Source organism: Sphingomonas montanisoli, from assembly GCF_008274695.1.
Classification (GTDB): domain Bacteria; phylum Pseudomonadota; class Alphaproteobacteria; order Sphingomonadales; family Sphingomonadaceae; genus Rhizorhabdus; species Rhizorhabdus montanisoli.
On sequence record NZ_VTOU01000003.1, the window covers coordinates 676035 to 696861 of the forward strand.

Sequence of the window (20827 nt, forward strand, 5' to 3'; positions counted from 1 at the left end):
ACGATGATCGAAGCTGAATGGTGGGATTATGACGATGCCGACGAATTCGCCGAGGCCGTGGCCGGCGATGTCGGCTTCATCATCGAAAGCGCGCTGGACGCGCGCGGTCAGGCGCTGATCGCGCTGCCGGGCGGCAAGACCCCGCTGCCGATCTACGAAAAGCTCGCCAAGGCGAAGATCAACTGGAAGAACGTGACGATCATCCCGACCGACGATCGTCTGGTGCCGCTGACCGACGCGCTGTCGAACGCCGCGCTGCTCGCCAAGATCTTCCTGCCCAAGGGCGCGCGCGTGCTGCCGGTATCGACCGACAAGGCCGCCGATCACCACATGGCCGGCAAGGCTGCCGATGCGCGGATCGCGGAACTGCACTGGCCGCCCGATCTGGTCTGGCTGGGCATGGGCGCCGACGGGCACACCGCCTCGATCTTTGACGGGCCCGATCTGCAGGAGGCGCTCGATGCGCCCAAGGCGCGGCGGATGGTGGGTGTAATGCCCGATCCGCTGCCCGCCGAGGCGCCGGTCGCCCGCGTGACGCTGACCAAGGCCGCAATCCTCTCCGCCCGCGCGATCACGATCGTACTGACCGGCGACGAGAAGCGCGCGCTGCTGGAAAAGGCGATCGAGGACGGCCATTCGTCGAAACTGCCGATCGGCCGCGTTCTTGCGGACGCCGAGCAGGCGATCGACATCCACTGGGCCGCCTGAGCGGGAGAACGTCATGGCGCTGCACGTCGAAGTCGAAGCCGTCACCGCCCGCATCGTCGAGCGCTCGGCGCCGACGCGCGGCGCCTATCTCGACCTGATCGCGCGGGAGCGGGATACCGGCGTCGACCGGCCCAACCTGTCATGCGGCAACCTTGCCCACGGCTTTGCGGCATCGGGCGACGACAAGGCCGCGATCCGTGGCGGGCGCGCCATGAACATCGGCATCGTCACCGCCTATAACGACATGCTGTCGGCGCATCAGCCTTATGGCCGCTACCCCGAGCAGATGAAAATCTTTGCCCGCGAAGTCGGCGTCACCGCGCAGGTGGCGGGCGGCGTGCCGGCGATGTGCGACGGGGTGACCCAGGGGCAGCGCGGCATGGAGTTGTCGCTGTTCAGCCGCGACACGATCGCGCTGTCGACTGCGGTCGGCCTTAGCCACGGCATGTTCGAGGGCGCGGCGCTGCTCGGCATCTGCGACAAGATCGTCCCGGGCCTGCTGATCGGCGCGTTGCGCTTCGGCCACCTGCCGACGATCCTGATCCCCGCCGGCCCGATGCCATCGGGCCTCGCCAACAAGGAGAAGGTCCGCGTCCGGCAGCTTTATGCCGAGGGCAAGGTGGGCCGAGAGGAACTGCTCGAGGCGGAAGCCGCGAGCTATCATGGTGCTGGCACCTGCACCTTCTACGGCACCGCCAATTCGAACCAGATGATGATGGAGATGATGGGTCTCCACATCCCCGGTGCGGCCTTCGTCAATCCGGGCACCAAGCTGCGCCAGGAACTGACCCGCGCCGCGGTCCACCGCCTTGCCGAGATCGGCTGGGATGGCGACGATTATCGCCCGCTGGGCCACTGCATCGACGAGAAGGCGATCGTGAACGCGGTCGTCGGCTTGCTCGCGACAGGCGGATCGACCAACCACGCGATCCACATCCCGGCAATCGCGCGCGCCGCGGGCATCGTCATCGACTGGGAGGATATCGACCGCCTCTCCGCCGTCGTACCACTGATCGCGCGGGTCTATCCCAATGGTGCCGGTGACACGAACCACTTCCACGCCGCCGGCGGCATGGCGTTCGTGATCGACACGCTGATGGACTCCGGGCTGATGCACGCCGATCTGCTGACCGTCGCGAAGGGCGGCATAGGCGACTATGCCAAGGAGGTCGCGCTCGACGGCGAAGCGCTCGCCTGGACCGACGCCCCCTCCCCCTCACGCGATCCCGACATGCTCCGCCCCGCCAGCGCGCCCTTCCAGCCCGACGGCGGGATGCGGCTCGTTCGCGGCAATCTGGGCCGCGGCACATTCAAGACGAGCGCGGTCGACCAGAGCCGCTGGACGATCGAAGCGCCGTGCCGCTGCTTCGATGACCAGGATCAGGTCAACGCCGCGTTCAAGGCGGGGCAGTTGGACCGCGACGTCATCGTCGTCGTCCGGTTCCAGGGCCCCCGCGCCAACGGCATGCCCGAACTGCACAAGCTGACGCCGGCGCTGGGCGTGCTGCAGGATCGCGGGCACAAGGTCGCTTTGGTCACCGATGGCCGCATGTCGGGCGCGTCGGGCAAGGTGCCGGCCGCCATCCACCTGACCCCCGAGGCGCTGGCCGGCGGCCCGATCGCGAAATTGCGCGACGGCGATATCGTCCGCCTGTGCGCCGAGACCGGCACGATCGAGGCGCTGGTCGATGCGGCAGAATGGAGCACGCGCGAGGAGGTGATGCCCCCGCCGCCGCAGATCGGCACGGGCCGCGAACTCTTCGCCTTCATGCGCGCGGGCGCCGACAGCGCCGAGGCGGGCGGTTCGGCGATGCTGGCGCTCGCGGGGCTTTAAGGATGAAGCTCGTCGCGGTCGACCTGGGCGGCACCCACGCCCGCTTCGCCCTTGCCGAAGTCGAGCCAGGTGGCCGCCCGCAGATGGGCGAGGCGCGCAAATACAAGACCGCCGATTATCCCGATCTGTCCGCCGCCTGGGCCGCCTTCGCGAAAGACTGCGGCTGCGATCTGCCGTCCGCCGCGAGTATCGCGATCGCCGGCCCGGTCGAGGGCGAACTGATCCGCTTCACCAACAGCAGCTGGACGATCCGGCCGAAGACGATCGCCGCCGATCTGGGCATCGACAAGGTTCACCTGCTCAACGATTTCGCCGCGATGGCAGCGGCGGTCAGTGGGTTGAAGGACGATGAACTCGTCTATGTCGGCGGCCCGCCCGGTGATCTGCCGGACGAGGGCGTGACGACCATCGTCGGCCCCGGCACCGGCCTGGGCGTCGCGCAGCTGCTGCGCCGGGACGGCAAGGCGTTCGTGCTGGCGACCGAGGGCGGGCATCTCGATTTCGCGCCGCTCGACCCGGTCGAGGAAAAACTGCTGACCCGCCTGCGCGAACGCTATCGCCGGGTATCGACTGAACGGATCGTGTCGGGGCCGGGCCTGTCCAACATCTATGAATCGCTGGCGGCGAGCGCGGGGATCGCGATCGTGCCGGTCGAGGATCCGGTGCTATGGCAGGCGGCGATCGACGGGACCAACCGTCTGGCGGCCAGCGCGCTCGATCGCTTCGTGATGATCCTCGGCTCGGTGGCGGGCGATCTGGCGCTCGCGCACGGCGCCAATGCCGTGGTTCTCACCGGGGGGCTGTCCAATCGGGTGATCGATCGGGTCGCGGGACCGTTGTTCAACGAGCGGTTTCGCGCCAAGGGCCGGTTCGAGAAAAGAATGGGGCAGTTCCCCATCCGCCTCGCCGTCCACCCCGAACCCGGGCTGCTCGGTGCAGCCACGGCGTTCGGGAACGATCTGGAATAAAGTTACATCATCTTCCAGGTGAGCGGCACGATCACCGATGCCGGGCCACCCGGGGGCGGCGGGAAAGCGCCGACCTTGCGCGCGACGGCGATCGCTTCCCTGTCGAGCGTGGCAGAGCCGGTGGGCTGCACCAGCGCGACGGCGGCGAGCGAACCATCTGCGGCAACATCGATCTTGAGCTTGGCGGTGCCTTCATCGCCGCGGACCTGCGCCGCGCGCGGATAATCCTGCTTGGCGGCGAGCATCTGACGGACCTTCCCGGTCCACTCGGGCGACGGCGCAGCGAAGGCCGGAGTCGCACCCGCGCAGACCAGAGCCAGAACCGCCGTACGCACCCACAACTTCGCCATCACCAATCTCCGTCCCCTTTGCGGACCGTCTGGCCCGTTCGGGGAAGAGATGTAACGCGACAGCCCTAAGCGTCCGTTAAAGCAGGGGCGGGAAATGATGCCCGCCCCTACGACATTCGGTTTATTCGAACTCGAGAATCACCGCGTCGACGGCCAGGCTCTCGCCCGCCTTGGCCGAAACGGACTTCACCACGCCCGCCTTTTCGGCGCGCAGGATATTCTCCATCTTCATCGCCTCGACGACCGCGAGCGGCTGTCCGGCCTCGACCTTGTCGCCCTCGCCAACGTTGATCGCGGTGATCAGGCCCGGCATCGGGCAAAGCAGGAAGCGCGACAGATCCGGCGGGATCTTTTCGATCATGTGATGCGCCAGATCAGCCACGCGCGGCGTCAGCACGCGCAGATTGTGGCTCGCGCCGCGCGCCGTGAAACGCCAGCCGGTGCGCTTGCGCTCGACCCGGATCGACAGGCCTTCACCGTCGACGACCGCCTCGACCAGCTTCTGCCCCGGCACATAAGCGACGTCGACGACGACAGCCTCGCCATCCACCGTCACCGCCGCATCGGCGATCGACACGCGATGCTCGGCGCCGTCCATCGTCACCACCCAGTCGGACGGCGGCTCGGCGGGGCCGTTTAGGCGCCCGTCGATCTGCGCCGCGCGGCCCGCATCGACGCTGGCGAGGACGCCCGCAATCGCCGAGAGGCGCGAGGTGAGTTTGGCATCGGCCGGCGCGCCGACGAAGCCTTCGGGATATTCCTCGGCGATGAAGCCGGTGGTGAGGTTGCCCGAGGCGAACCGCGGGTGCTGCATGATCGCCGACAGGAAGTCGATGTTATGGCCGATGCCTTCGAGCTCGAACCGGTCAAGCGCGGTAACCTGACGCGCGGTCGCTTCCTCGCGCGTCTCGCCCCACGTGATCAGCTTGGCGATCATCGGATCGTAGAACATCGAGATTTCGCTGCCCTCGTACACGCCGTCGTCGACGCGGACATGATCCACCTCGGCGGGCGGGCGATAGCGCACGAGGCGGCCCGTCGAGGGCAGGAAGCCGCGATAGGGATCTTCGGCATAGACGCGATTCTCGATCGCCCAGCCGTTGATGCCGACATCGGCCTGCGTCATCGCCAGCTTCTCGCCATAAGCGACGCGGATCATCTGTTCGACCAGGTCGACCCCAGTGATCAGTTCGGTCACCGGATGTTCGACCTGCAGGCGGGTGTTCATCTCGAGGAAGTAGAAGCTCTCGCCGGTCTCATCGGCGCCCGAGACGATCAGCTCGACCGTGCCCGCCGAATAATAGCCGACGGCCTTGGCCAGCGCGACGCACTGCTCACCCATCGCCTTGCGCATCTTGGGGGTGACGAAGGGCGACGGCGCTTCCTCGACCACCTTCTGGTGACGACGCTGGATCGAGCATTCGCGCTCGTTCAGGTAGAGCGTGTTGCCGTGCTTATCGCCCAGAATCTGGATCTCGATGTGGCGCGGATTGAGGATGAACTTCTCAATGAAGACTCGATCGTCGCCGAAGCTGTTGAGGCCCTCGCGCTTGGTCGCCTCGAAGCCTTCGCGGACGTCCTTTTCGGAATAGGCCAGGCGCATGCCTTTGCCGCCGCCGCCGGCCGATGCCTTCATCATCACCGGATAGCCGATCTCGCCCGCGATGCGGACGGCGTGCTCGGTATCCTCGATCTCGCCGACGAAACCGGGCACGACGTTGACGCCCGCCGCCTTGGCCAGCTTCTTCGATTCGATCTTGTCGCCCATCGCCGCGATCGCGTTCACCGGCGGGCCGACGAAGGCGATGCCGGCGGCTTCCAGCGCCTCGGCGAAGCTCGTCCGCTCCGACAGGAAGCCGTAGCCGGGATGGACCGCTTCCGCGCCGGTCTGCTTGCAGGCGGCGATGATCTTGTCGGCGATCAGGTAGCTCTCGGACGCGGGCGAAGCACCGATATGCACCGCCTCATCGGCCATCTGGACGTGCGGCGCGCGCGCATCAGCATCCGAATAGACCGCGACGGTCGCGATCCCCATCTTCTTCGCGGTCTTGATGACGCGGCAGGCGATCTCGCCACGATTGGCGATCAGGATCTTCTTGAACATCTTGGCCCCTTCAGGTCGTCTGGTCGGCGTTCAGTTATTCGGCGGCGATCGCGCAGGGCGACGGCTGCGGCTCGGCTGCGGCCATCGGCACGACGCCCAGCTTCGCGAACAGAGCGGCGTCCTTGTCGTCGCCGGCATTGTTCGTGGTGAGCAGCTTGTCACCCGTGAAGATCGAGTTGGCGCCCGCCATGAAGCAGAGCGCCTGGCACGCCTCGCTCATGCTCTCGCGGCCCGCCGACAGGCGCACCATCGATGCGGGCATCACGATGCGGGCGACCGCGACGGTGCGGACGAACTCGATCTCGTCGATCTTGGCGAGCGGCGTGTCGGCGAGCATGTCGCCCAGCACCGTGCCCTTCACCGGCACCAGCGCGTTGATCGGCACGCTTTCGGGATGCTCCATCGTCGCGAGCGCGTGGAGGAAGCCGACGCGATCCGCGCGCGTCTCGCCCATGCCGACGATCCCGCCCGAACAGACGTTGATCCCCGCCTCGCGCACGCGCTCCAGGGTCTGGACGCGATCCTCGAAGCTGCGTGTCGTGATGACGTTCGCGTAATTTTCCGGCGAGGTGTCGATATTGTGGTTGTAATAATCGAGGCCCGCATCGGCGAGCTGACCGACCTGCTTGTCGGTGAGCATCCCCAGCGTCATGCAGGTTTCGAGCCCCATCTGGCGCACGCCCTTCACCATTTCGATGATGGCGGGCATGTCGCGATCCTTGGGCTCACGCCAGGCGGCGCCCATGCAGAAGCGCGACGATCCGCCGTCCTTGGCCTGCGCGGCCGCCTGCAGCACGGCGCGCACGTCCATCATCTTGGTGGCCTTGAGGCCCGTTTCGGCGTGGGTCGACTGGTTGCAATAACCGCAGTCCTCGACGCAGCCGCCGGTCTTGATCGACAGCAGGGTCGACAGCTGGACCTCATTGCGCGGAAAGTTCGCGCGGTGGACGGTCTGCGCATCGAACAGCAGGTCGTTGAACGGCAGATCGAACAGGGCCGCGATCTCGTCGCGGGTCCAGTCCTGGCGGATTTCAGTCGTAGCAGTCATTATTCGGCGGCCTCGTCGATGCCTTCGGGCGGTTGGTTGTGTCCCAACAGCTGTAGCACTTCGGTCGCCGCGTTGACGAGGTTGGTGCCGGGGCCGAAGATCGCCTGCACGCCCGCGTCGCGCAGAACCTGATAGTCCTGCGCGGGGATCACGCCGCCGGCGATCACCTTGATATCGGTGCGGCCGGCGTCCTTGAGATGCCCGATCAGCTCGGGGATCAGGGTCTTGTGGCCCGCAGCGAGCGACGAGGCGCCGACCACGTCGACATCGGCCTTGATCGCAAGATCGGCGGCCTCCTTGGGCGTCTGGAACAGCGGCCCGGCGACCACGTCGAAGCCGAGATCGCCGAACGCAGACGACACGAGATTCGCGCCGCGATCATGCCCGTCCTGGCCCATCTTGGCGACGAGCATCTTGGGCTTGCGGCCCATGCGGCGTTCGATCGAGGACACGCCGTCGACCAGCCCCTGCCACTTGGCGTCCTCGCCATAGGCGCCGCCATAAATGCCCTTCACCGGGGTCGGGAAGGTGCCGTGACGGCCGAACACATCCTCCATCGCCAGCGAGATTTCGCCGAGCGTCGCACGCTTGCGGGCGCATTCGACGGCGAGTTCGAGCAGATTGCCCTTGCCCTTCGCGCCTTCGCGCAGCGCATCGAGCGCGACCTGGCACGCGGCTTCGTCGCGCCCTGCCTTGACCTTGTTGATCCGCGCGATCTGCGCCTCGCGCACCGCGACGTTATCGACATCGAGGATGTCGATCGGGTCTTCCTTGTCCTTGGCGTACTTGTTGACGCCGACGACGACCTCTTCGACGCGGTCGACGCGCGCGGCCTTGGCGGCCGAGGCTTCCTCGATCATCGCCTTGGGCCAGCCCGCCGCGACGGCCTTCGCCATGCCGCCTTCGGCCTCGACCTTCTCGATGATCTCCCACGCCGCATCGACGAGCTGCTTGGTCAGGCTCTCGACATAATAAGAGCCGCCCAGCGGATCGACGACGTTGCACATGCCGGTCTCCTCCTGGATCACCAGCTGCGTGTTGCGCGCGATGCGGGCGGAAAAGTCGGTCGGCAGCGCGATCGCTTCGTCGAGCGCGTTGGTGTGGAGCGACTGGGTGCCGCCCAGCATCGCCGCCATCGCCTCGATCGTCGTGCGCATGACGTTGTTGTACGGATCCTTCTCGGTCAGCGAGACGCCCGACGTCTGGCAGTGCGTGCGCAGCATCTTGCTGCGCTCGTCCTTGGCGCCCAGCTTCGTCATCACGCGGTGCCACAGCACGCGCGCGGCGCGGAGCTTCGCGACCTCCATGAAGAAGTTCATGCCGATCGCGAAGAAGAAGGACAGGCGCCCGGCGAACTTGTCGATGTCGAGGCCCGATGCCACGCCGTACTTCACATATTCGGCGCCGTCGGCGATCGTGAACGCCAGCTCCTGCACCTGCGTCGCACCGGCTTCCTGCATGTGGTAGCCGGAGATGGAGATGCTGTTGAACTTCGGCATCTCGCGCGACGTATAACCGAAGATGTCGGAGATGATCCGCATCGAGGGCTCGGGCGGGTAGATATAGGTGTTGCGGACCATGAACTCCTTGAGGATGTCGTTCTGGATGGTCCCGTCGAGCAGCTTGCGGTCGACGCCCTGCTCCTCACCCGCGACGATGAAGAAGGCGAGGATCGGGATCACCGCGCCGTTCATCGTCATCGAAACCGACATCTGATCGAGCGGAATGCCGTCGAACAGGATCTTCATGTCGTCGATCGTGTCGATCGCGACGCCCGCCTTGCCGACATCGCCGGTGACGCGGGGGTGGTCGCTGTCGTAACCGCGATGGGTCGCGAGATCGAAGGCGACCGACAGGCCCTTCTGACCCGCCTTCAGATTGCGGTGATAGAAAGCGTTGGACGCCTCGGCGGTCGAGAAGCCGGCATATTGACGGATCGTCCACGGACGGCCCGCATACATCGACGCCTTCACGCCGCGCGTGAACGGCGCGAAGCCGGGCAGGCCGGCGTCCCAGCCTTCGAGGTCCTCCTCGGTGTAGAGCGGCTTGACCGCGATCCCCTCGGGCGTGTTCCAGGTCAGATCCTTGCCCTTCACCTCCTTGGAGGCGGCGGCGGACCACTGGTCGAGAGTAGGCTTCTCGCTCATCTTCAACGGCCTTCGAACTGGGGGGGACGCTTCTCGCCGAACGCCTTCACGGCCTCGGCGAAATCAGCGGTCTTGCCGGCGGCGCTCTGGTTGTTGCGCTCGATCTGAAGGTTTTCGCTCAGCGAAGAATTGAGCGCGGCGGCGACCTGCTTGCGGATGAAGCCGATCGCGACGGTCGGCCCGCGCGCGAGCTTCGCGGCGATCGCCTGTGCTTCTTCGAGCACCTTCTCGTCATCGACGACGCGGGTGACGAGGCCGGCGGCCTGTGCGTCTTCCGCAAACAGTTTCTCACCGAGCAGCGCCATTTCGAGCGCCTTCACCCGGCCCGCGCCCTTGGCGACGAACCATGTTGCGCCCGCATCCGGCACCAGCCCGATATTGACGAAGGCGAGCAGCACATAGGCCGACCGCGCCATCACGCTGATGTCGCCCGACAGCGCGATCGACGCGCCCGCGCCCGCCGCAATGCCGTTGATCGCGGTGATGACGGGAATGTCGAGGCCCGCAATCTTCTTGGCGAAGGGATTATAGGCTTCGTCGACGATCAGCCCGAGGTCCGACGGCAGCCCGGCATCGCCGCGCGCCTGCAGATCGGCGCCCGAACAGAAAGCGCGGCCCTCGCCCGTGATGACCAGCGCGCGCGCACCGGCGGCGATCGCGCCATCGATCGCGGCGGTCGCCTCGGCGAACAGATGCGGGGTCAGCGCGTTGAGCCGGACGGGACGGGCGAGCCACAGGGTCGCGACCCCGTCCTTCAGCTCCAGCTTGATCGTCTCGTACGTCATCAGTGCGCGGCCCCCTCCTTCGGGGTCTCCATGATCTCGGTCAGCACCCCGTTCATGTCCTTGGGGTGGACAAAGAAGATCAAAGTGCCGTGCGCCCCGATGCGGGTGTCGCCCAGCACCTTCTTGCCGAGTCCTTCGAACCATGTCCGGGCTTCGTGAATGTCGGGCACCTCATAGCACATATGATGCTGCCCGCCCGCCGGGTTCTTGGCGATGAACCCGTGGATGGGGCTGTCCGCCCCAAGCGGCTCGATCAGTTCGATCTGGGTGCCCGCGGTGCCGTTCTCGCCCGGCGTGTCGACGAAGCAGACTTTGACGCCGTTCGACGGCATGTCGAACGGCTCGTGGATCTTGGTCGCGCCCATCACGTCGCGATAATAAGCGATGCTCGCCTCCAGCGAGGGGGTCGCAACGCCGATATGGTTCAGGCGGCCGAGTTTCATATGTCTTCGTCCTTCATATCGTCACCCCCGCGAAGGCGGGGGCCTATCCAGTGTCATCGCAAGCGGAGAGCCTGGATGGGTCCCCGCCTTCGCGGGGATGACGTGGAGGTTTAAAGCGGGATGTTGTCGTGCTTCTTCCAGGGGTTCTCCAAGCTCTTGTTCTTGAGCTTGCGGAGGCCCAGCGCGATGCGCTTGCGGGTCGAGTGGGGCATGATCACCTCGTCGATGAAGCCCTTCGACGCCGCGACGAACGGGTTGGCGAAGCGGTCTTCATATTCCTTGGTGCGCGCGGCGATCTTTTCGGGGTCGCCGGCTTCCTTGCGGAAGATGATCTCGACCGCGCCCTTCGCGCCCATCACCGCGATTTCGGCGGTCGGCCAGGCATAGTTGAGGTCGCCGCGCAGATGCTTGGACGACATAACGTCATAGGCGCCGCCATAGGCCTTGCGCGTGATGACGGTGATCTTGGGCACGGTAGCCTCGCCATAAGCGAAGAGGAGCTTCGCGCCATGTTTGATGATGCCGCTATGTTCCTGCGCGGTGCCGGGCAGGAAACCGGGCACGTCGACGAAGGTCACGATCGGGATTTCGAACGCGTCGCAGAAACGGACGAAGCGCGCCGCCTTCTTCGACGAATTGATGTCGAGCACGCCCGCCATCGCCATCGGCTGGTTCGCGACGATGCCGATCGGCGAACCCTCGATACGGCCGAAGCCGCAGACGATGTTGGGCGCGTGGGTCGGCTGGACCTCGAAGAAATCGCCTTCGTCGACGACCTTCGCGATCAGCTCCTTCATGTCATAGGGCTTGTTCGCGCTGTCGGGGATCAACGTGTCGAGGCTGGGGTCGAGCCGATCCCAGGGGTCGTCGGTCGGGCGGGTCGGCAGGTCGTGCCGGTTCGACGAGGGCAGCAGATCGATGAAGTCGCGGGTCGCCAGCAGCGCCTCAATATCATTCTCGAACGCCAGATCGGCCACGCCCGACTTGGTGGTGTGCGCGGAGGCACCGCCCAGTTCCTCCTGGGTCACGACCTCGTTGGTGACGGTCTTCACCACGTCAGGGCCGGTGACGAACATGAAGGACGAATCCTTCACCATGAAGATGAAGTCGGTCATCGCCGGCGAATAGACCGCGCCACCCGCGCACGGGCCCATGATCAGGCTGATCTGCGGGATAACGCCGCTGGCCAGAATGTTGCGCTGGAACACTTCAGCATAGCCGCCGAGCGATGCGACGCCTTCCTGAATGCGGGCGCCGCCCGAATCGTTGAGGCCGATCACGGGCGCGCCGACCTTCATCGCCATGTCCATGACCTTGCAGATCTTCTGCGCGTGCCGTTCGGAAAGCGCGCCGCCATAGACGGTGAAGTCCTGGCTGAAGACGAAGACGAGGCGGCCGTTGACGGTGCCCGATCCGGTGACGACGCCGTCGCCCGGAATATGCTCGTTCTCCATGCCGAAGTCGGTGCAGTTGTGTTCGACATACATGTCGAGTTCCTCGAAGCTGTCGGCGTCGAGCAGCACTTCGAGCCGCTCTCGGGCCGTCAGCTTGCCCTTCTTGTGCTGCGCCTCGATGCGCTTTTCGCCACCGCCAAGCCGGGCGGCGGCGCGCTTGTCCTCGAGTTTCTGCAGGATGGCGAGCATATCGGGCTGTCTCCGCGGGAATCCGTAAAGTCTGCCTCTTTCCAATCTTCGCCCGAACATGCAAATGTGAATTTGTGAAATTGCGAAGGACATTCTGCAAACCAATCCTCCCCGGCACGGGGAGGGGGACCGGCGCAGCCGGTGGAGGGGGGCCGCGGCAAGTGTCGCCGCCCAGCCTCCCGCCCCCTCCACCACGCCTGCGGCGCGGTCCCCCTCCCCGTGCCGGGGAGGATTTTGCATGAGGAAGCCGCGCCGCTTCGCCGGGGGCGACATCCGCGCGCTGCGCCGCCGCTCGGGGCTGGGGCAGGCGGCGATGGCCGCGCGGCTCGATCTGTCGGTCAGCTATTTGTCGCAATTGGAAAATGACGATCGGCCGGTGACGCCCAAGGTCGCCGAAGCGCTGGCGCGCGCCTTCCCCGAATGGGATGCCGGCGGCGATCCCGATGCGCAGCGATTGGCCGACGTTCGCGCGGCGCTCGCCGATCCTTTGTTCGCCGACGCGCTGCTTTCGCCCGACCAGCTGCACCGCGCGGTCGAACAGCAGCCCGCGCTCGCCGACCGATTCGTGCGGCTCCATCAGGCGTGGCGGCGCGCCGAGGAACGGCTCCACCATGTCGACGATCGCATCGCCAGCGGAGTGCCCGGCGACGATCGCCTGCCGTGGGAGGAGGTGCGCGACTGGTTTCACGAGGCGGGCAATTATGTCGACACGCTCGACCGCGCGGCCGAGGCGCTCGCGCTCGAACTCGATGCCCAGCCCTTGCCCGAGGCGCTGATCGCCCACGTCCTCAAGAACCGCCACGGCGTCGACATCCTCTCCGGCACCGACGAGAGCGGATCGATGCGCCGCTTCGATCGCGCGCGGGGCCTGCTGACGATCGGCGCCGCGCTGCCACCCGAAACGCGCCGCTTCATGCTGGCGCATCAATTGGCCTTGCTCGAGTTCCGCGACGCGATCGCCGACGTCGCGGGGAATGCGCGGCTGCGCTCGGCCGAGGCGCACACCCTGCTGTCGGTCGGCCTCGCCAATTATGCGGCCGGCGCACTGCTGATGCCTTATGGCCATTTCCGCGAGCAGGCGCTGGCGGTGCGCCACGACATCGACCGGCTATGCCGGTTGTTCGGGGTCAGCTTCGAACAGGCGTGCCACCGCCTGTCCAACCTCCAGCGCCCCGGCGCGCGCGGCGTGCCCTTCTTCTTCTGCCGCGTCGACATGGCGGGCAACATCACCAAGCGCCATTCGGCGACGCGCCTGCAGTTCGCGCGCTTCGGCGGCGCATGTCCGTTGTGGATCGTGCATGAGGCGGTGGCGATCCCCGATCGCATCCTCGTCCAGCTGGCCGAAATGCCCGACGGGGTGCGCTACGTCTCGATGGCCAAGGGGCTGGTGAAGCCATCAGGCAGTTTTACGCGGTCGCCCCGCCGTTACGCCGTCGCGCTGGGCTGCGAGGCCGACCATGCGCGCGACTTCATCTATGCTGACGCACTCGACGTCGGCAATGCGGGTGCGGCGACCCCGATCGGCGTCTCTTGCCGCCTGTGCCCACGCGAACAATGCGACCAGCGCGCCTTCCCCCCCGCCGATCGCGGCATCGCGGTCGATGCCGACACGCGCGACGTGGTGCCCTATCGCGTGCTGTGACTTGCAACCGTCGCCTTGTGCGGGGATGAGGGCGACATGACCGACGACGACATCGCCCTCGCTCTCCGGCTCGCCGATGCGGCGGGGGAAGCGATCCGCCCTTTCTTCCGCCGCCGCTTCATCCGCGAGACCAAGGACGACGCCTCCCCAGTCACCGAGGCCGATCGGGCATCCGAAGCCGCGATGCGCCGCATCCTCGACGCCGAGCGCCCCGGCGACGGAATCATCGGCGAGGAATATGGCGAGGAGCGCGCGCAGGCGAACCGCATCTGGGTGCTCGATCCGATCGACGGCACCCGCGCCTTCATCGCCGGCCGTCCCCTGTTCGGCACGCTGATCGCACTGATTCAGGACGGCAAGCCGGTGCTGGGCGTGATTGACCAGCCGATCATCGGCGATCGCTGGATTGGCGCAAAGGGCCGTCCGACATCATTCAACGGCGAACCTGCGCGCACCCGCACATGTTCTGGCGTGGCCGACGCGCATATCGGCACGACCTCCCCCGCTGCCTTCCCCGGCAACGACTTCGCCAACTTCCAGCGCCTGGGCGCGGCCGCGCGCGACGTGCTGTGGGGCGGCGACTGCCACAATTACGGGCTGGTCGCGTCGGGTCACCTCGATGCCGTGATCGAATCGGGGCTCAAGCTGTACGACTTCGCGGCCCTGGTACCGGTGGTCGAGGGTGCGGGCGGCCGAATGACCGACTGGCAGGGCCGCGATCTCGATCGCGACAGTGCAGGCCATGCGATTGCAGTGGGCGATCCCTCGCTGATCGCCCCGATCGTCGACCTCCTCGCATGATCCGCGCCGCCCGCGCAGAGGATGCGCCCGCGCTCGCCACGCTCAAGCTCGAAACCTTCCGGCAGACCTTTCTCGAGGGCGGTTTCGCCATCCCCTATCCGCCCGCCGACCTCGCGATCTTCGAACGCGACAGCTACGACCCCGCGGTCGTCGCGCGTGAAATCGCCGATCCGGGCCGTGCGACCTGGGTCGCCGAACGCGACGGCGCACTGATCGCTTATGCGCAGGTCGGCCCCAGCAAGCTGCCGCACCCGGACGTTCGCCAAGGGCATGGCGAACTCTATCAGCTCTACGTGCTCAGATCGGCGCAAGGGTTGGGTCTGGGCGGCCAGTTGCTCGACCTCACCCTCGATCATCTTGGCGATACGCGGCCGGGGCCGATCTGGCTCGGCGTCTGGTCGGGCAACCTCAAGGCGCAGGCCGTCTATGCAAAACGCGGCTTTTCCAAGGTCGGCGAATATGACTTCCCGGTCGGCGCGTGGCGCGACCATGAGTTCATCTTCCGGCGGGGTTGAGCCTAAATCTCGTCATTGCGAGCGTAGCGAAGCAATCCACTCCTCACTTCGGAATGGATTGCCGCGTCGCTTTCAGCTCCTCGCAATGACGATGTGAAGCGGGTTACTTGATCAACGTCGTCGGCTGCTTGCGGTCGCCCGCCTGCTGACGGTTTTCCGACACGTTGCCCGTATCTTTGCGGCGCTCGCCCTTGGCGGTTCGCTGCGCGGCCGTGCTGGCGCCAGCAAGGATCGGTCCGCATGCCGCCGCCTTTGCATCGCCCGGATCGACGAAGGCGAGGACGGCCGCGAGCGGGCTTGCCACGACCCCAAGCGCAACGCCCGCGCCACCGCGCGCCAGCAATTGCGGGCTGATGATGTTGATTCCCGGCTGGGCGAAATAGCCACGGATACCGACAGGCGACTGGCCCGAAAACAGGCTAAACTTCTTGCCATCGGCACGGAATGCCATGTCGAGGCTCTCGTCCTTGAAATTGAAGCCGCCCTTGGCCGTCATGACGTTCTTGGTTGTGTCGATCAGGATCGGATCGGCCGCCGCGACACCATTCTTCACGGTGAAGGCGATCAGGCCGCAGTTGATCTCGATCGGCTTCTTCAGCTTGTCCTCGAACAGCTTCTGCACGAACACGCCGATGTCGAACTCCGCCAGCTGGACATACTGGGTCCAGAAGGTGCCGCGCGGCAGGATGATCGCGATCCGGCCGTTCGAGGTGGCGAGCGAATCGCGCAGCGTATCGCCGGTGCCCTTCATCTGGACGCGCGCCTTGATCGTGCCGGTGGTGCCGTTCTGCGTGACGCCGAAGCCCGCGAGCAGCTTGCCCATCGGCGTCGGCGACAGGCGGATGTCGTAATCGGTGATGACCGATGGCACGCGCGCGTTGATCGAAATGTCCGACGCCAGCCGCCCGCCCGCGATGTCCAGCGTGAAGGGCGACAGCACCATCAACTTGTCCTTCAGGTCGAAGGTCAGATCGACGTTGGAAATCGGAAACTTCGGATTCCGGAAGTCCTTGATCTTATAGAGGATGTGCGCGTCGAAATGGCTGATCGCGTCCATGCGCAGCGGGGCGTCCGGCAGAATGCGCGGGGTGCCGCCGGTCTGGGCGACGGCCGCCGTCGGCCCCTTGGTTGCCAGCGTGGTGGGCTCGTAACCGATGAAAGGCCCGACATCGATGATGTCGACGCGGTTCGAATCGAGCACCGCGTCTAGGAACAGCCGCTCGTTCGGGAAGCTGATCGTCATCTTGCCATGCAGGTCCGACGCGCCATAGCGGCCGTTGATCCGCGTGAAGCGCCATTCGTCGCCCGCCTTGGTCAGCTTCGACGTGAAGAGATAGTTGCGCGTATCGGGCGCGGCGACGCCCAGGAAGTCGAACAGCTGGCGGATGTTTGGGCCGCGCACCTTCAGGTTCAGGTCCGATCCTTCGATCTGGGTCGCGGCCGGCAGCGTGCCGTCGAGATCGAGATAAGTCGCACCCGATTTGGCGTGCATCTCGAATCGGGTCTTGCCGAAGGTGACGGTCGAATTGGGGCTGAGGATCGCGCCGTTCATCGTGAACGGCTTGTCGCGCAGCGTGCCTTCGCCCGTAAACGGCACCTTGCCGTCGATCCGCGTGCCGCCCGATGCAATATCGCCGACCTTGACGTCGACTTTCACGAACAGCGCCGGATCGATGTAGCGAACTTCGGTGTCGGTGATATTGGCGCGGCCGATGATCGGCCACTGGAACGGCTCGCCCTTCTTGTTCGGATCGCCGAAGGTCCAGGTATTTCTCTTGTCCTTCGACCATTCGGCATCGACGCGGCCGCCATCAAGCACCAGCCATTCGGCGCGCCGCTCGCCGAAGATCAGCGGGATCGTCTTGATCCGCGTCTCGATATGCTTGGCTTCGAAGAAATTGGGCCTGGTCGCCCAGGCGGCGCCCTTCGGATTGGAAATCGTCATCCCGTCGGCCAGGAATTTGGCGTCGATGATGTCGAAATAGAACTGGAAGTCGCCCGCCACCTTGATGTCGCGTTCGGCAAAGCGGCTGGCCACCGATTCGAACGTGTTCTTCAGGAAGCGGCCCTTGGTCACGTAGAGCACGAACCAGGCGAGCACGATCAGGCCGAGGATTGTCGAGACGATCCCCACCCCCACCGCCAAGGTCGTGTTGGCGGGGTCGCGACGCCGGCGCACCGGGCTGTTCGCGGTCTCGGGCGCCGTGATCGGCGGGTGGGGCTCTACAACCATAAGGCCCCGAAACCCCCGAATGAGCCGGCAAGTTCCGAATCGTTGCAATCGCGCACGATCGCCCCTATAGGCCCGCGCTTCCGCGATTTGATGGATGGTCCGGCTGTATGGGCTGCCGTGGCTGTCTGCAAACGTCGCATATCAGGAGACGAAAATGCCCAAGCTCAAGACCAAGAGCGGCGTCAAAAAGCGCTTCAAGCTCACGGCCACCGGCAAGATCAAGCACGGCGTCGCTGGCAAGCGTCACCGCCTGATCAGCCACAACGCCAAGTATATCCGCCAGAATCGTGGCACCAGTGTTCTCGCCGACGCCGATACGGCTCGCGTGAAGCTCTGGGCGCCGTACGGCCTGAACTAAGGGAGGGCCGATAGATGGCACGCGTCAAACGGGGTGTTACCACCCACGCAAAGCACAAGCGCGTTCTTGAACAGGCGAAGGGCTATTATGGCCGCCGCAAGAACACGATCCGTATCGCCAAGCAGGCCGTCGAAAAGGCCGGCCAGTACGCCTATCGCGACCGCAAGGTTAAGAAGCGTTCGTTCCGCGCCCTGTGGATCCAGCGTATCAACGCCGCGGTCCGCACCGAAGGCCTGACCTATGGCGTGTTCATGCACGGCCTGAAGCTGGCTGGTGTCGAACTGGACCGGAAGGTCCTGGCCGACCTGGCGATGCACGAGGCTGCGACCTTCAGCGCGATCGTCGCGCAAGCGAAGGCCGCCCTCCCGGCGGACGCCCGCGTCGCGGCGTAAGTCGCGCTTCGGCTGACAAGATCAGGGCGCGGTGGCTTCAGCTACCGCGCCCTTTTTCTATTTCGCCAACCGTCATCCCAGCTTCCGCTGGGAGGACGGTGTTGGGTTTACTCCAACGACAGCAAATGATCGCGCAGCGCCCGCGCATCGTGGAGCGCGTTGTGCGGCACCGCGCTGTTGCGCGCGGTCGAAAAACCGGGGGTGCGGCGATATTCGAACGACAGGTTCGGCAGGTCGACCACCTCGCGCTCGCTGATCAGCATCAGGCGGCAAAATAACGCGATGTCCTCGGGCCAGTCGGCGATGATCAGCGGATCGGGATCCCCCTGCAGATAATGGGCGATGTCATACGCGGCCGCCTCGCGATCGAGAACGTTGAGCAGCATCGGCGGCACCGACCGCAGATAGGGGACGACGTGGCGGTCGACCCATTCCTCATAAGGCTGCTCGATCGGCAGGACGACATAATAGTCCTCGCCATGTTCGGCCGCGATGCCGACGCTGATCAGCTCGCCGCCGAAACCGTTGAATTCGGTGTCCAGATAATAGCGCATCCGCTCACCTAACCGTTCGTGTCGAGCGAAGTCGAGACACGTTCACGCGCGCCCAGCCAACGTGTCTCGACGTAGTTTATCCTGAGCGACGCTGCAGGCGGCGCCGAAGGGCTCGACACGAACGGAGTTGGGGAGGTTAGGACAGCGCCTCGTTCAGCAGCCGCGCGAGCCGGATGCCACCGCGCGCGACCTGCAGGCGCAGGACCGGGATCAGCGCCTGGATCTTCTCGTTTGTCAGCGTCGGCTTCTCCGCCGGAGCCGGGCCGCAGCCATCGCCGCCCAGCAGCGCGCCATAAGCATCGTGCGCGACCTGCCAGCTTTCGCGGCTCCAATCCTCAACCGACCCCTGCACCATCGCCGGCCGATCGGCCGCGGGCACCTCGGCCAAAATCCCCATCGGCCCGCCAACGGGGGTCGAGATCGCACGGTCCGCGAGCAGGCCGTCCCAGATCGAATGGATGTTGGTATTCTTCAGCGCGCCGTAATTCGCCTTCGTATCGTTGCCGCCGCGATCGTGCCGGTCGCCGGCGTGGAGCGGCTGCGCGAGATCGCCCATGAAGTGGACGAGCAGCGCCAGCGCCTCAACGCGCACGCGGACAGGCTGGCTGCGATCCTTGAGCAGCCGCGCATTGCGTTCGATCTGGCGGGCGACGCAATTGCCGTCGGGGCAGGCCGCTTTCAGATCGAACGGCTTGCACACGTCCATATTTTGATAGTGCCAGCTATAAATATAGCTGAAGCGATCCTTCATCGGCTTGATGCAGTCGGCCCAGACCGACGCCTGCTCGATCGTCCGCGCCGGACAGGTCGGTGTTTCGAGCAAGGCCGATTTGGCGAGCAGCGCCTTGATCTCCGCGCGCGCCTTGGGGTTCACCTCGTGCAGCGCGATCGTCGCGACCGTCTCATGCCCATATTCCCACCAGGCATGGGCAGGGGCGGCGGCGAGGAGGCTCGAAAGCCCGGCGATGAGGAGAAGGATCAGGCGCGTCACGATCCTTGCATTTAAGCCCGGTAGCGCGGATGTCGACGTGGTTTCGATGCGCAGGTGATGACGATGACAACGATGTTCGGCCGTTTCTCGCTTGCGGTTAGCGCGCTGCTGCTCCCGATCGGGGCGGCGCACGCCAAGTTCGAGATTCCGGGCTTCGAACTGGTCCACACCGCGCCTGTCGAAACCACCCTCGCCACCACCGACCTGCGCGATCCGACGACGGTGTGGTGCGAGATGTTCGATACCGCCAAGTCGACGATCGACATCGAGCAATTCTACATTTCCGGGCAGAGCGGGGAGCCGCTCGACCGCGTGATCGCCTCGCTGGAGGCGGCGGGGAAGCGGGGCGTGAAGATCCGCTTCCTGATGGATGAGAAGGGGCAGGGCGCCTCCGATCAGGCGACGATCGACAAAGTGAAGGCGATCCCCAACCTGACCTTCCGGATGCTCAGCTGGGCCAAGGTCAACGGGTCGGGCATCATCCACGCCAAATTCTTCGTCGTCGACGGCAAGGCCGCATTCGTCGGCAGCCAGAATTTCGACTGGCGCGCGCTCAAGCATATCGACGAAACCGGGCTGAAGATCACGCAGGCCAAAATGGTCGGCCAGCTCCAACGCATCTTCGAGCATGACTGGGCCGCCGTGCCGCTGACCATCGCCGGCCAGCCGGTGCCCAAGTTGCGCGACACGGTCTATGCCCCGATCGACGCCAAGGCATTCCTGATCGCCAGCCCCAATGCCTACGATCCCGCCGACGTCGCGGATTCGCAGGCCGCGCTCGTCAAGCTAATCGGCGCGGCCAAGCGCGAGATCCGGATCGAGGTGATGGAATATTCGGCCAATGCCTTCGGCGGCGGTACCTATACGATCATCGACGACGCGCTGCGCGCCGCGGCAGAGCGGGGCGTGAAGGTTCAGTTGCTCGTCGCCGACTGGAACATGTGGCCGAACAACCTGCCGAGCCTCGAACGGCTCGACAATCTGCCGACCGCCGAGGTGCGGGTCGCGTCGATCCCGCAGGCATCGACCGGCTTCATCCCCTTCGCGCGCGTCGTCCACACGAAGATCATGACGATCGACCGCGAGATCGCCTGGGTCGGCACCAGCAACTGGGAAGGCGGCTATCTCGATAATTCGCGCAATCTGGAGATCGTGTTGCGCGACCGAGCCATGGCGAAGCGCCTCGGCGCGATGGAGACCCGTTTGTGGGATTCCCCCTACGCCAAGCCCTTCGCGCAAGCGAAGCTGATCCCGCGACCGAATACCAAGGAAGCGGCTGGGGCGAACTGACCCCATATAATCCTCCCCTGC

Annotated in this window: 19 protein-coding genes; 9 read left to right on the forward strand and 10 right to left on the reverse strand. The window is 65.6% G+C overall.

Annotated elements, in window-relative coordinates; translation table 11 throughout:
• The first annotated feature begins 3 nt into the window (after positions 1 to 3).
• Genes pgl through glk form a run of 3 tightly spaced genes read left to right on the forward strand, consistent with a single transcriptional unit; the run spans position 4 to position 3510 of the window.
• Positions 4 to 708, forward strand: a complete 705-nt coding sequence (gene pgl / locus FYJ91_RS14525) for a 6-phosphogluconolactonase (RefSeq protein WP_149522975.1) — start codon at positions 4 to 6, stop codon at positions 706 to 708.
• Positions 709 to 721: 13 nt separating this feature from the next.
• Entirely contained in the window at positions 722 to 2542 is a 1821-nt protein-coding gene (gene edd, locus FYJ91_RS14530) for a phosphogluconate dehydratase (RefSeq protein ID WP_149522976.1), read from the forward strand.
• 2 nt (positions 2543 to 2544) lie between these two features.
• On the forward strand, positions 2545 to 3510 hold the full coding sequence (glk, locus tag FYJ91_RS14535; RefSeq protein ID WP_149522977.1) for a glucokinase: 966 nt from the start codon (positions 2545 to 2547) through the stop codon (positions 3508 to 3510).
• A 2-nt stretch (positions 3511 to 3512) separates the two neighbouring features.
• Here glk and FYJ91_RS14540 read toward each other — a convergent pair whose 3' ends face one another.
• From FYJ91_RS14540 to FYJ91_RS14570, 7 genes are all read right to left on the reverse strand, one after another.
• The gene (locus FYJ91_RS14540; protein WP_149522978.1) at positions 3513 to 3860 is read right to left on the reverse strand and encodes an energy transducer TonB; all 348 of its coding nucleotides are present in this window, start codon (positions 3858 to 3860) and stop codon (positions 3513 to 3515) included.
• Between the two features lie 121 nt (positions 3861 to 3981).
• Positions 3982 to 5964, reverse strand: a complete 1983-nt coding sequence (locus FYJ91_RS14545; protein WP_149522979.1) for an acetyl-CoA carboxylase biotin carboxylase subunit — start codon at positions 5962 to 5964, stop codon at positions 3982 to 3984.
• A 34-nt stretch (positions 5965 to 5998) separates the two neighbouring features.
• A complete protein-coding gene (gene bioB / locus FYJ91_RS14550) occupies positions 5999 to 7012 on the reverse strand; it encodes a biotin synthase BioB (protein WP_149522980.1) in 1014 nt (337 codons plus the stop codon).
• Entirely contained in the window at positions 7012 to 9159 is a 2148-nt protein-coding gene (gene scpA / locus FYJ91_RS14555) for a methylmalonyl-CoA mutase (RefSeq protein WP_149522981.1), read from the reverse strand. The genes bioB and scpA overlap by 1 nt, the downstream gene beginning before the upstream one ends.
• Before the next feature lie 2 nt (positions 9160 to 9161).
• Positions 9162 to 9944, reverse strand: coding sequence for an enoyl-CoA hydratase-related protein (locus tag FYJ91_RS14560; RefSeq protein WP_149522982.1), 783 nt, complete (start codon positions 9942 to 9944; stop codon positions 9162 to 9164).
• On the reverse strand, positions 9944 to 10387 hold the full coding sequence (gene mce, locus FYJ91_RS14565) for a methylmalonyl-CoA epimerase (protein WP_127740106.1): 444 nt from the start codon (positions 10385 to 10387) through the stop codon (positions 9944 to 9946). The genes FYJ91_RS14560 and mce overlap by 1 nt, the downstream gene beginning before the upstream one ends.
• 110 nt (positions 10388 to 10497) lie before the next feature.
• Positions 10498 to 12030 (reverse strand): acyl-CoA carboxylase subunit beta, encoded by a 1533-nt coding sequence (locus tag FYJ91_RS14570; protein WP_149522983.1) that lies wholly within the window; start codon positions 12028 to 12030, stop codon positions 10498 to 10500.
• A 238-nt stretch (positions 12031 to 12268) separates the two neighbouring features.
• Between FYJ91_RS14570 and FYJ91_RS14575 the strand changes: the two genes are divergently transcribed.
• From FYJ91_RS14575 to FYJ91_RS14585, 3 genes are read left to right on the forward strand one after another with little or no spacing between them, the layout of a single operon-like run.
• Complete coding sequence (locus FYJ91_RS14575) at positions 12269 to 13672, forward strand: helix-turn-helix domain-containing protein (RefSeq protein ID WP_149522984.1); 1404 nt, start codon at positions 12269 to 12271, stop codon at positions 13670 to 13672.
• Between the two features lie 36 nt (positions 13673 to 13708).
• Positions 13709 to 14473, forward strand: a complete 765-nt coding sequence (gene hisN / locus FYJ91_RS14580) for a histidinol-phosphatase (RefSeq protein WP_149522985.1) — start codon at positions 13709 to 13711, stop codon at positions 14471 to 14473.
• Entirely contained in the window at positions 14470 to 14988 is a 519-nt protein-coding gene (locus FYJ91_RS14585) for a GNAT family N-acetyltransferase (RefSeq protein WP_149522986.1), read from the forward strand. The genes hisN and FYJ91_RS14585 overlap by 4 nt, the downstream gene beginning before the upstream one ends.
• A 103-nt stretch (positions 14989 to 15091) precedes the next feature.
• On the opposite strand, the gene FYJ91_RS14590 is transcribed toward FYJ91_RS14585, so the two are convergent.
• Positions 15092 to 17221 carry an AsmA family protein gene (locus FYJ91_RS14590; protein WP_149522987.1) on the reverse strand — a complete coding sequence of 710 codons (2130 nt, stop codon included), beginning with the start codon at positions 17219 to 17221 and terminating at the stop codon, positions 15092 to 15094.
• A gap of 154 nt (positions 17222 to 17375) precedes the next feature.
• Here FYJ91_RS14590 and rpmI point away from each other — a divergent pair, with 154 nt between their 5' ends.
• Together rpmI and rplT are read left to right on the forward strand one after the other, a co-directional pair.
• Positions 17376 to 17579 carry a 50S ribosomal protein L35 gene (gene rpmI / locus FYJ91_RS14595; protein ID WP_149522988.1) on the forward strand — a complete coding sequence of 68 codons (204 nt, stop codon included), beginning with the start codon at positions 17376 to 17378 and terminating at the stop codon, positions 17577 to 17579.
• A 14-nt stretch (positions 17580 to 17593) separates the two neighbouring features.
• Positions 17594 to 17971: a 50S ribosomal protein L20 gene (rplT, locus tag FYJ91_RS14600; protein ID WP_149522989.1), complete on the forward strand. Its 378-nt coding sequence runs from the start codon at positions 17594 to 17596 to the stop codon at positions 17969 to 17971.
• A gap of 107 nt (positions 17972 to 18078) precedes the next feature.
• Here the strand turns inward: rplT and FYJ91_RS14605 are convergent, their stop codons facing one another.
• Positions 18079 to 18525: a hypothetical protein gene (locus tag FYJ91_RS14605; RefSeq protein ID WP_149522990.1), complete on the reverse strand. Its 447-nt coding sequence runs from the start codon at positions 18523 to 18525 to the stop codon at positions 18079 to 18081.
• A gap of 136 nt (positions 18526 to 18661) precedes the next feature.
• Complete coding sequence (locus tag FYJ91_RS14610) at positions 18662 to 19519, reverse strand: S1/P1 nuclease (protein ID WP_149523381.1); 858 nt, start codon at positions 19517 to 19519, stop codon at positions 18662 to 18664.
• A 60-nt stretch (positions 19520 to 19579) separates the two neighbouring features.
• Here FYJ91_RS14610 and FYJ91_RS14615 point away from each other — a divergent pair, with 60 nt between their 5' ends.
• Entirely contained in the window at positions 19580 to 20806 is a 1227-nt protein-coding gene (locus FYJ91_RS14615; RefSeq protein WP_219822603.1) for a phospholipase D-like domain-containing protein, read from the forward strand.
• Positions 20807 to 20827: the final 21 nt, after the last annotated feature.

What these genes read in the sequence shown, in the direction of transcription:
- glk (WP_149522977.1), top strand. Translation starts at nt 2,545, where the DNA reads ATGAAGCTCGTCGCGGTCGACCTGGGCGGCACCCACGCCCGCTTCGCC.
- FYJ91_RS14545 (WP_149522979.1), bottom strand. Translation starts at nt 5,964, where the DNA reads ATGTTCAAGAAGATCCTGATCGCCAATCGTGGCGAGATCGCCTGCCGC.
- mce (WP_127740106.1), bottom strand. Translation starts at nt 10,387, where the DNA reads ATGAAACTCGGCCGCCTGAACCATATCGGCGTTGCGACCCCCTCGCTG.
- FYJ91_RS14615 (WP_219822603.1), top strand. Translation starts at nt 19,580, where the DNA reads ATGACAACGATGTTCGGCCGTTTCTCGCTTGCGGTTAGCGCGCTGCTG.
- FYJ91_RS14540 (WP_149522978.1), bottom strand. Translation starts at nt 3,860, where the DNA reads ATGGCGAAGTTGTGGGTGCGTACGGCGGTTCTGGCTCTGGTCTGCGCG.
- hisN (WP_149522985.1), top strand. Translation starts at nt 13,709, where the DNA reads ATGACCGACGACGACATCGCCCTCGCTCTCCGGCTCGCCGATGCGGCG.
- FYJ91_RS14590 (WP_149522987.1), bottom strand. Translation starts at nt 17,221, where the DNA reads ATGGTTGTAGAGCCCCACCCGCCGATCACGGCGCCCGAGACCGCGAAC.
- edd (WP_149522976.1), top strand. Translation starts at nt 722, where the DNA reads ATGGCGCTGCACGTCGAAGTCGAAGCCGTCACCGCCCGCATCGTCGAG.
- pgl (WP_149522975.1), top strand. Translation starts at nt 4, where the DNA reads ATGATCGAAGCTGAATGGTGGGATTATGACGATGCCGACGAATTCGCC.
- FYJ91_RS14570 (WP_149522983.1), bottom strand. Translation starts at nt 12,030, where the DNA reads ATGCTCGCCATCCTGCAGAAACTCGAGGACAAGCGCGCCGCCGCCCGG.
- FYJ91_RS14575 (WP_149522984.1), top strand. Translation starts at nt 12,269, where the DNA reads ATGAGGAAGCCGCGCCGCTTCGCCGGGGGCGACATCCGCGCGCTGCGC.
- FYJ91_RS14605 (WP_149522990.1), bottom strand. Translation starts at nt 18,525, where the DNA reads ATGCGCTATTATCTGGACACCGAATTCAACGGTTTCGGCGGCGAGCTG.
- FYJ91_RS14585 (WP_149522986.1), top strand. Translation starts at nt 14,470, where the DNA reads ATGATCCGCGCCGCCCGCGCAGAGGATGCGCCCGCGCTCGCCACGCTC.
- rpmI (WP_149522988.1), top strand. Translation starts at nt 17,376, where the DNA reads ATGCCCAAGCTCAAGACCAAGAGCGGCGTCAAAAAGCGCTTCAAGCTC.
- bioB (WP_149522980.1), bottom strand. Translation starts at nt 7,012, where the DNA reads ATGACTGCTACGACTGAAATCCGCCAGGACTGGACCCGCGACGAGATC.
- scpA (WP_149522981.1), bottom strand. Translation starts at nt 9,159, where the DNA reads ATGAGCGAGAAGCCTACTCTCGACCAGTGGTCCGCCGCCGCCTCCAAG.
- rplT (WP_149522989.1), top strand. Translation starts at nt 17,594, where the DNA reads ATGGCACGCGTCAAACGGGGTGTTACCACCCACGCAAAGCACAAGCGC.
- FYJ91_RS14560 (WP_149522982.1), bottom strand. Translation starts at nt 9,944, where the DNA reads ATGACGTACGAGACGATCAAGCTGGAGCTGAAGGACGGGGTCGCGACC.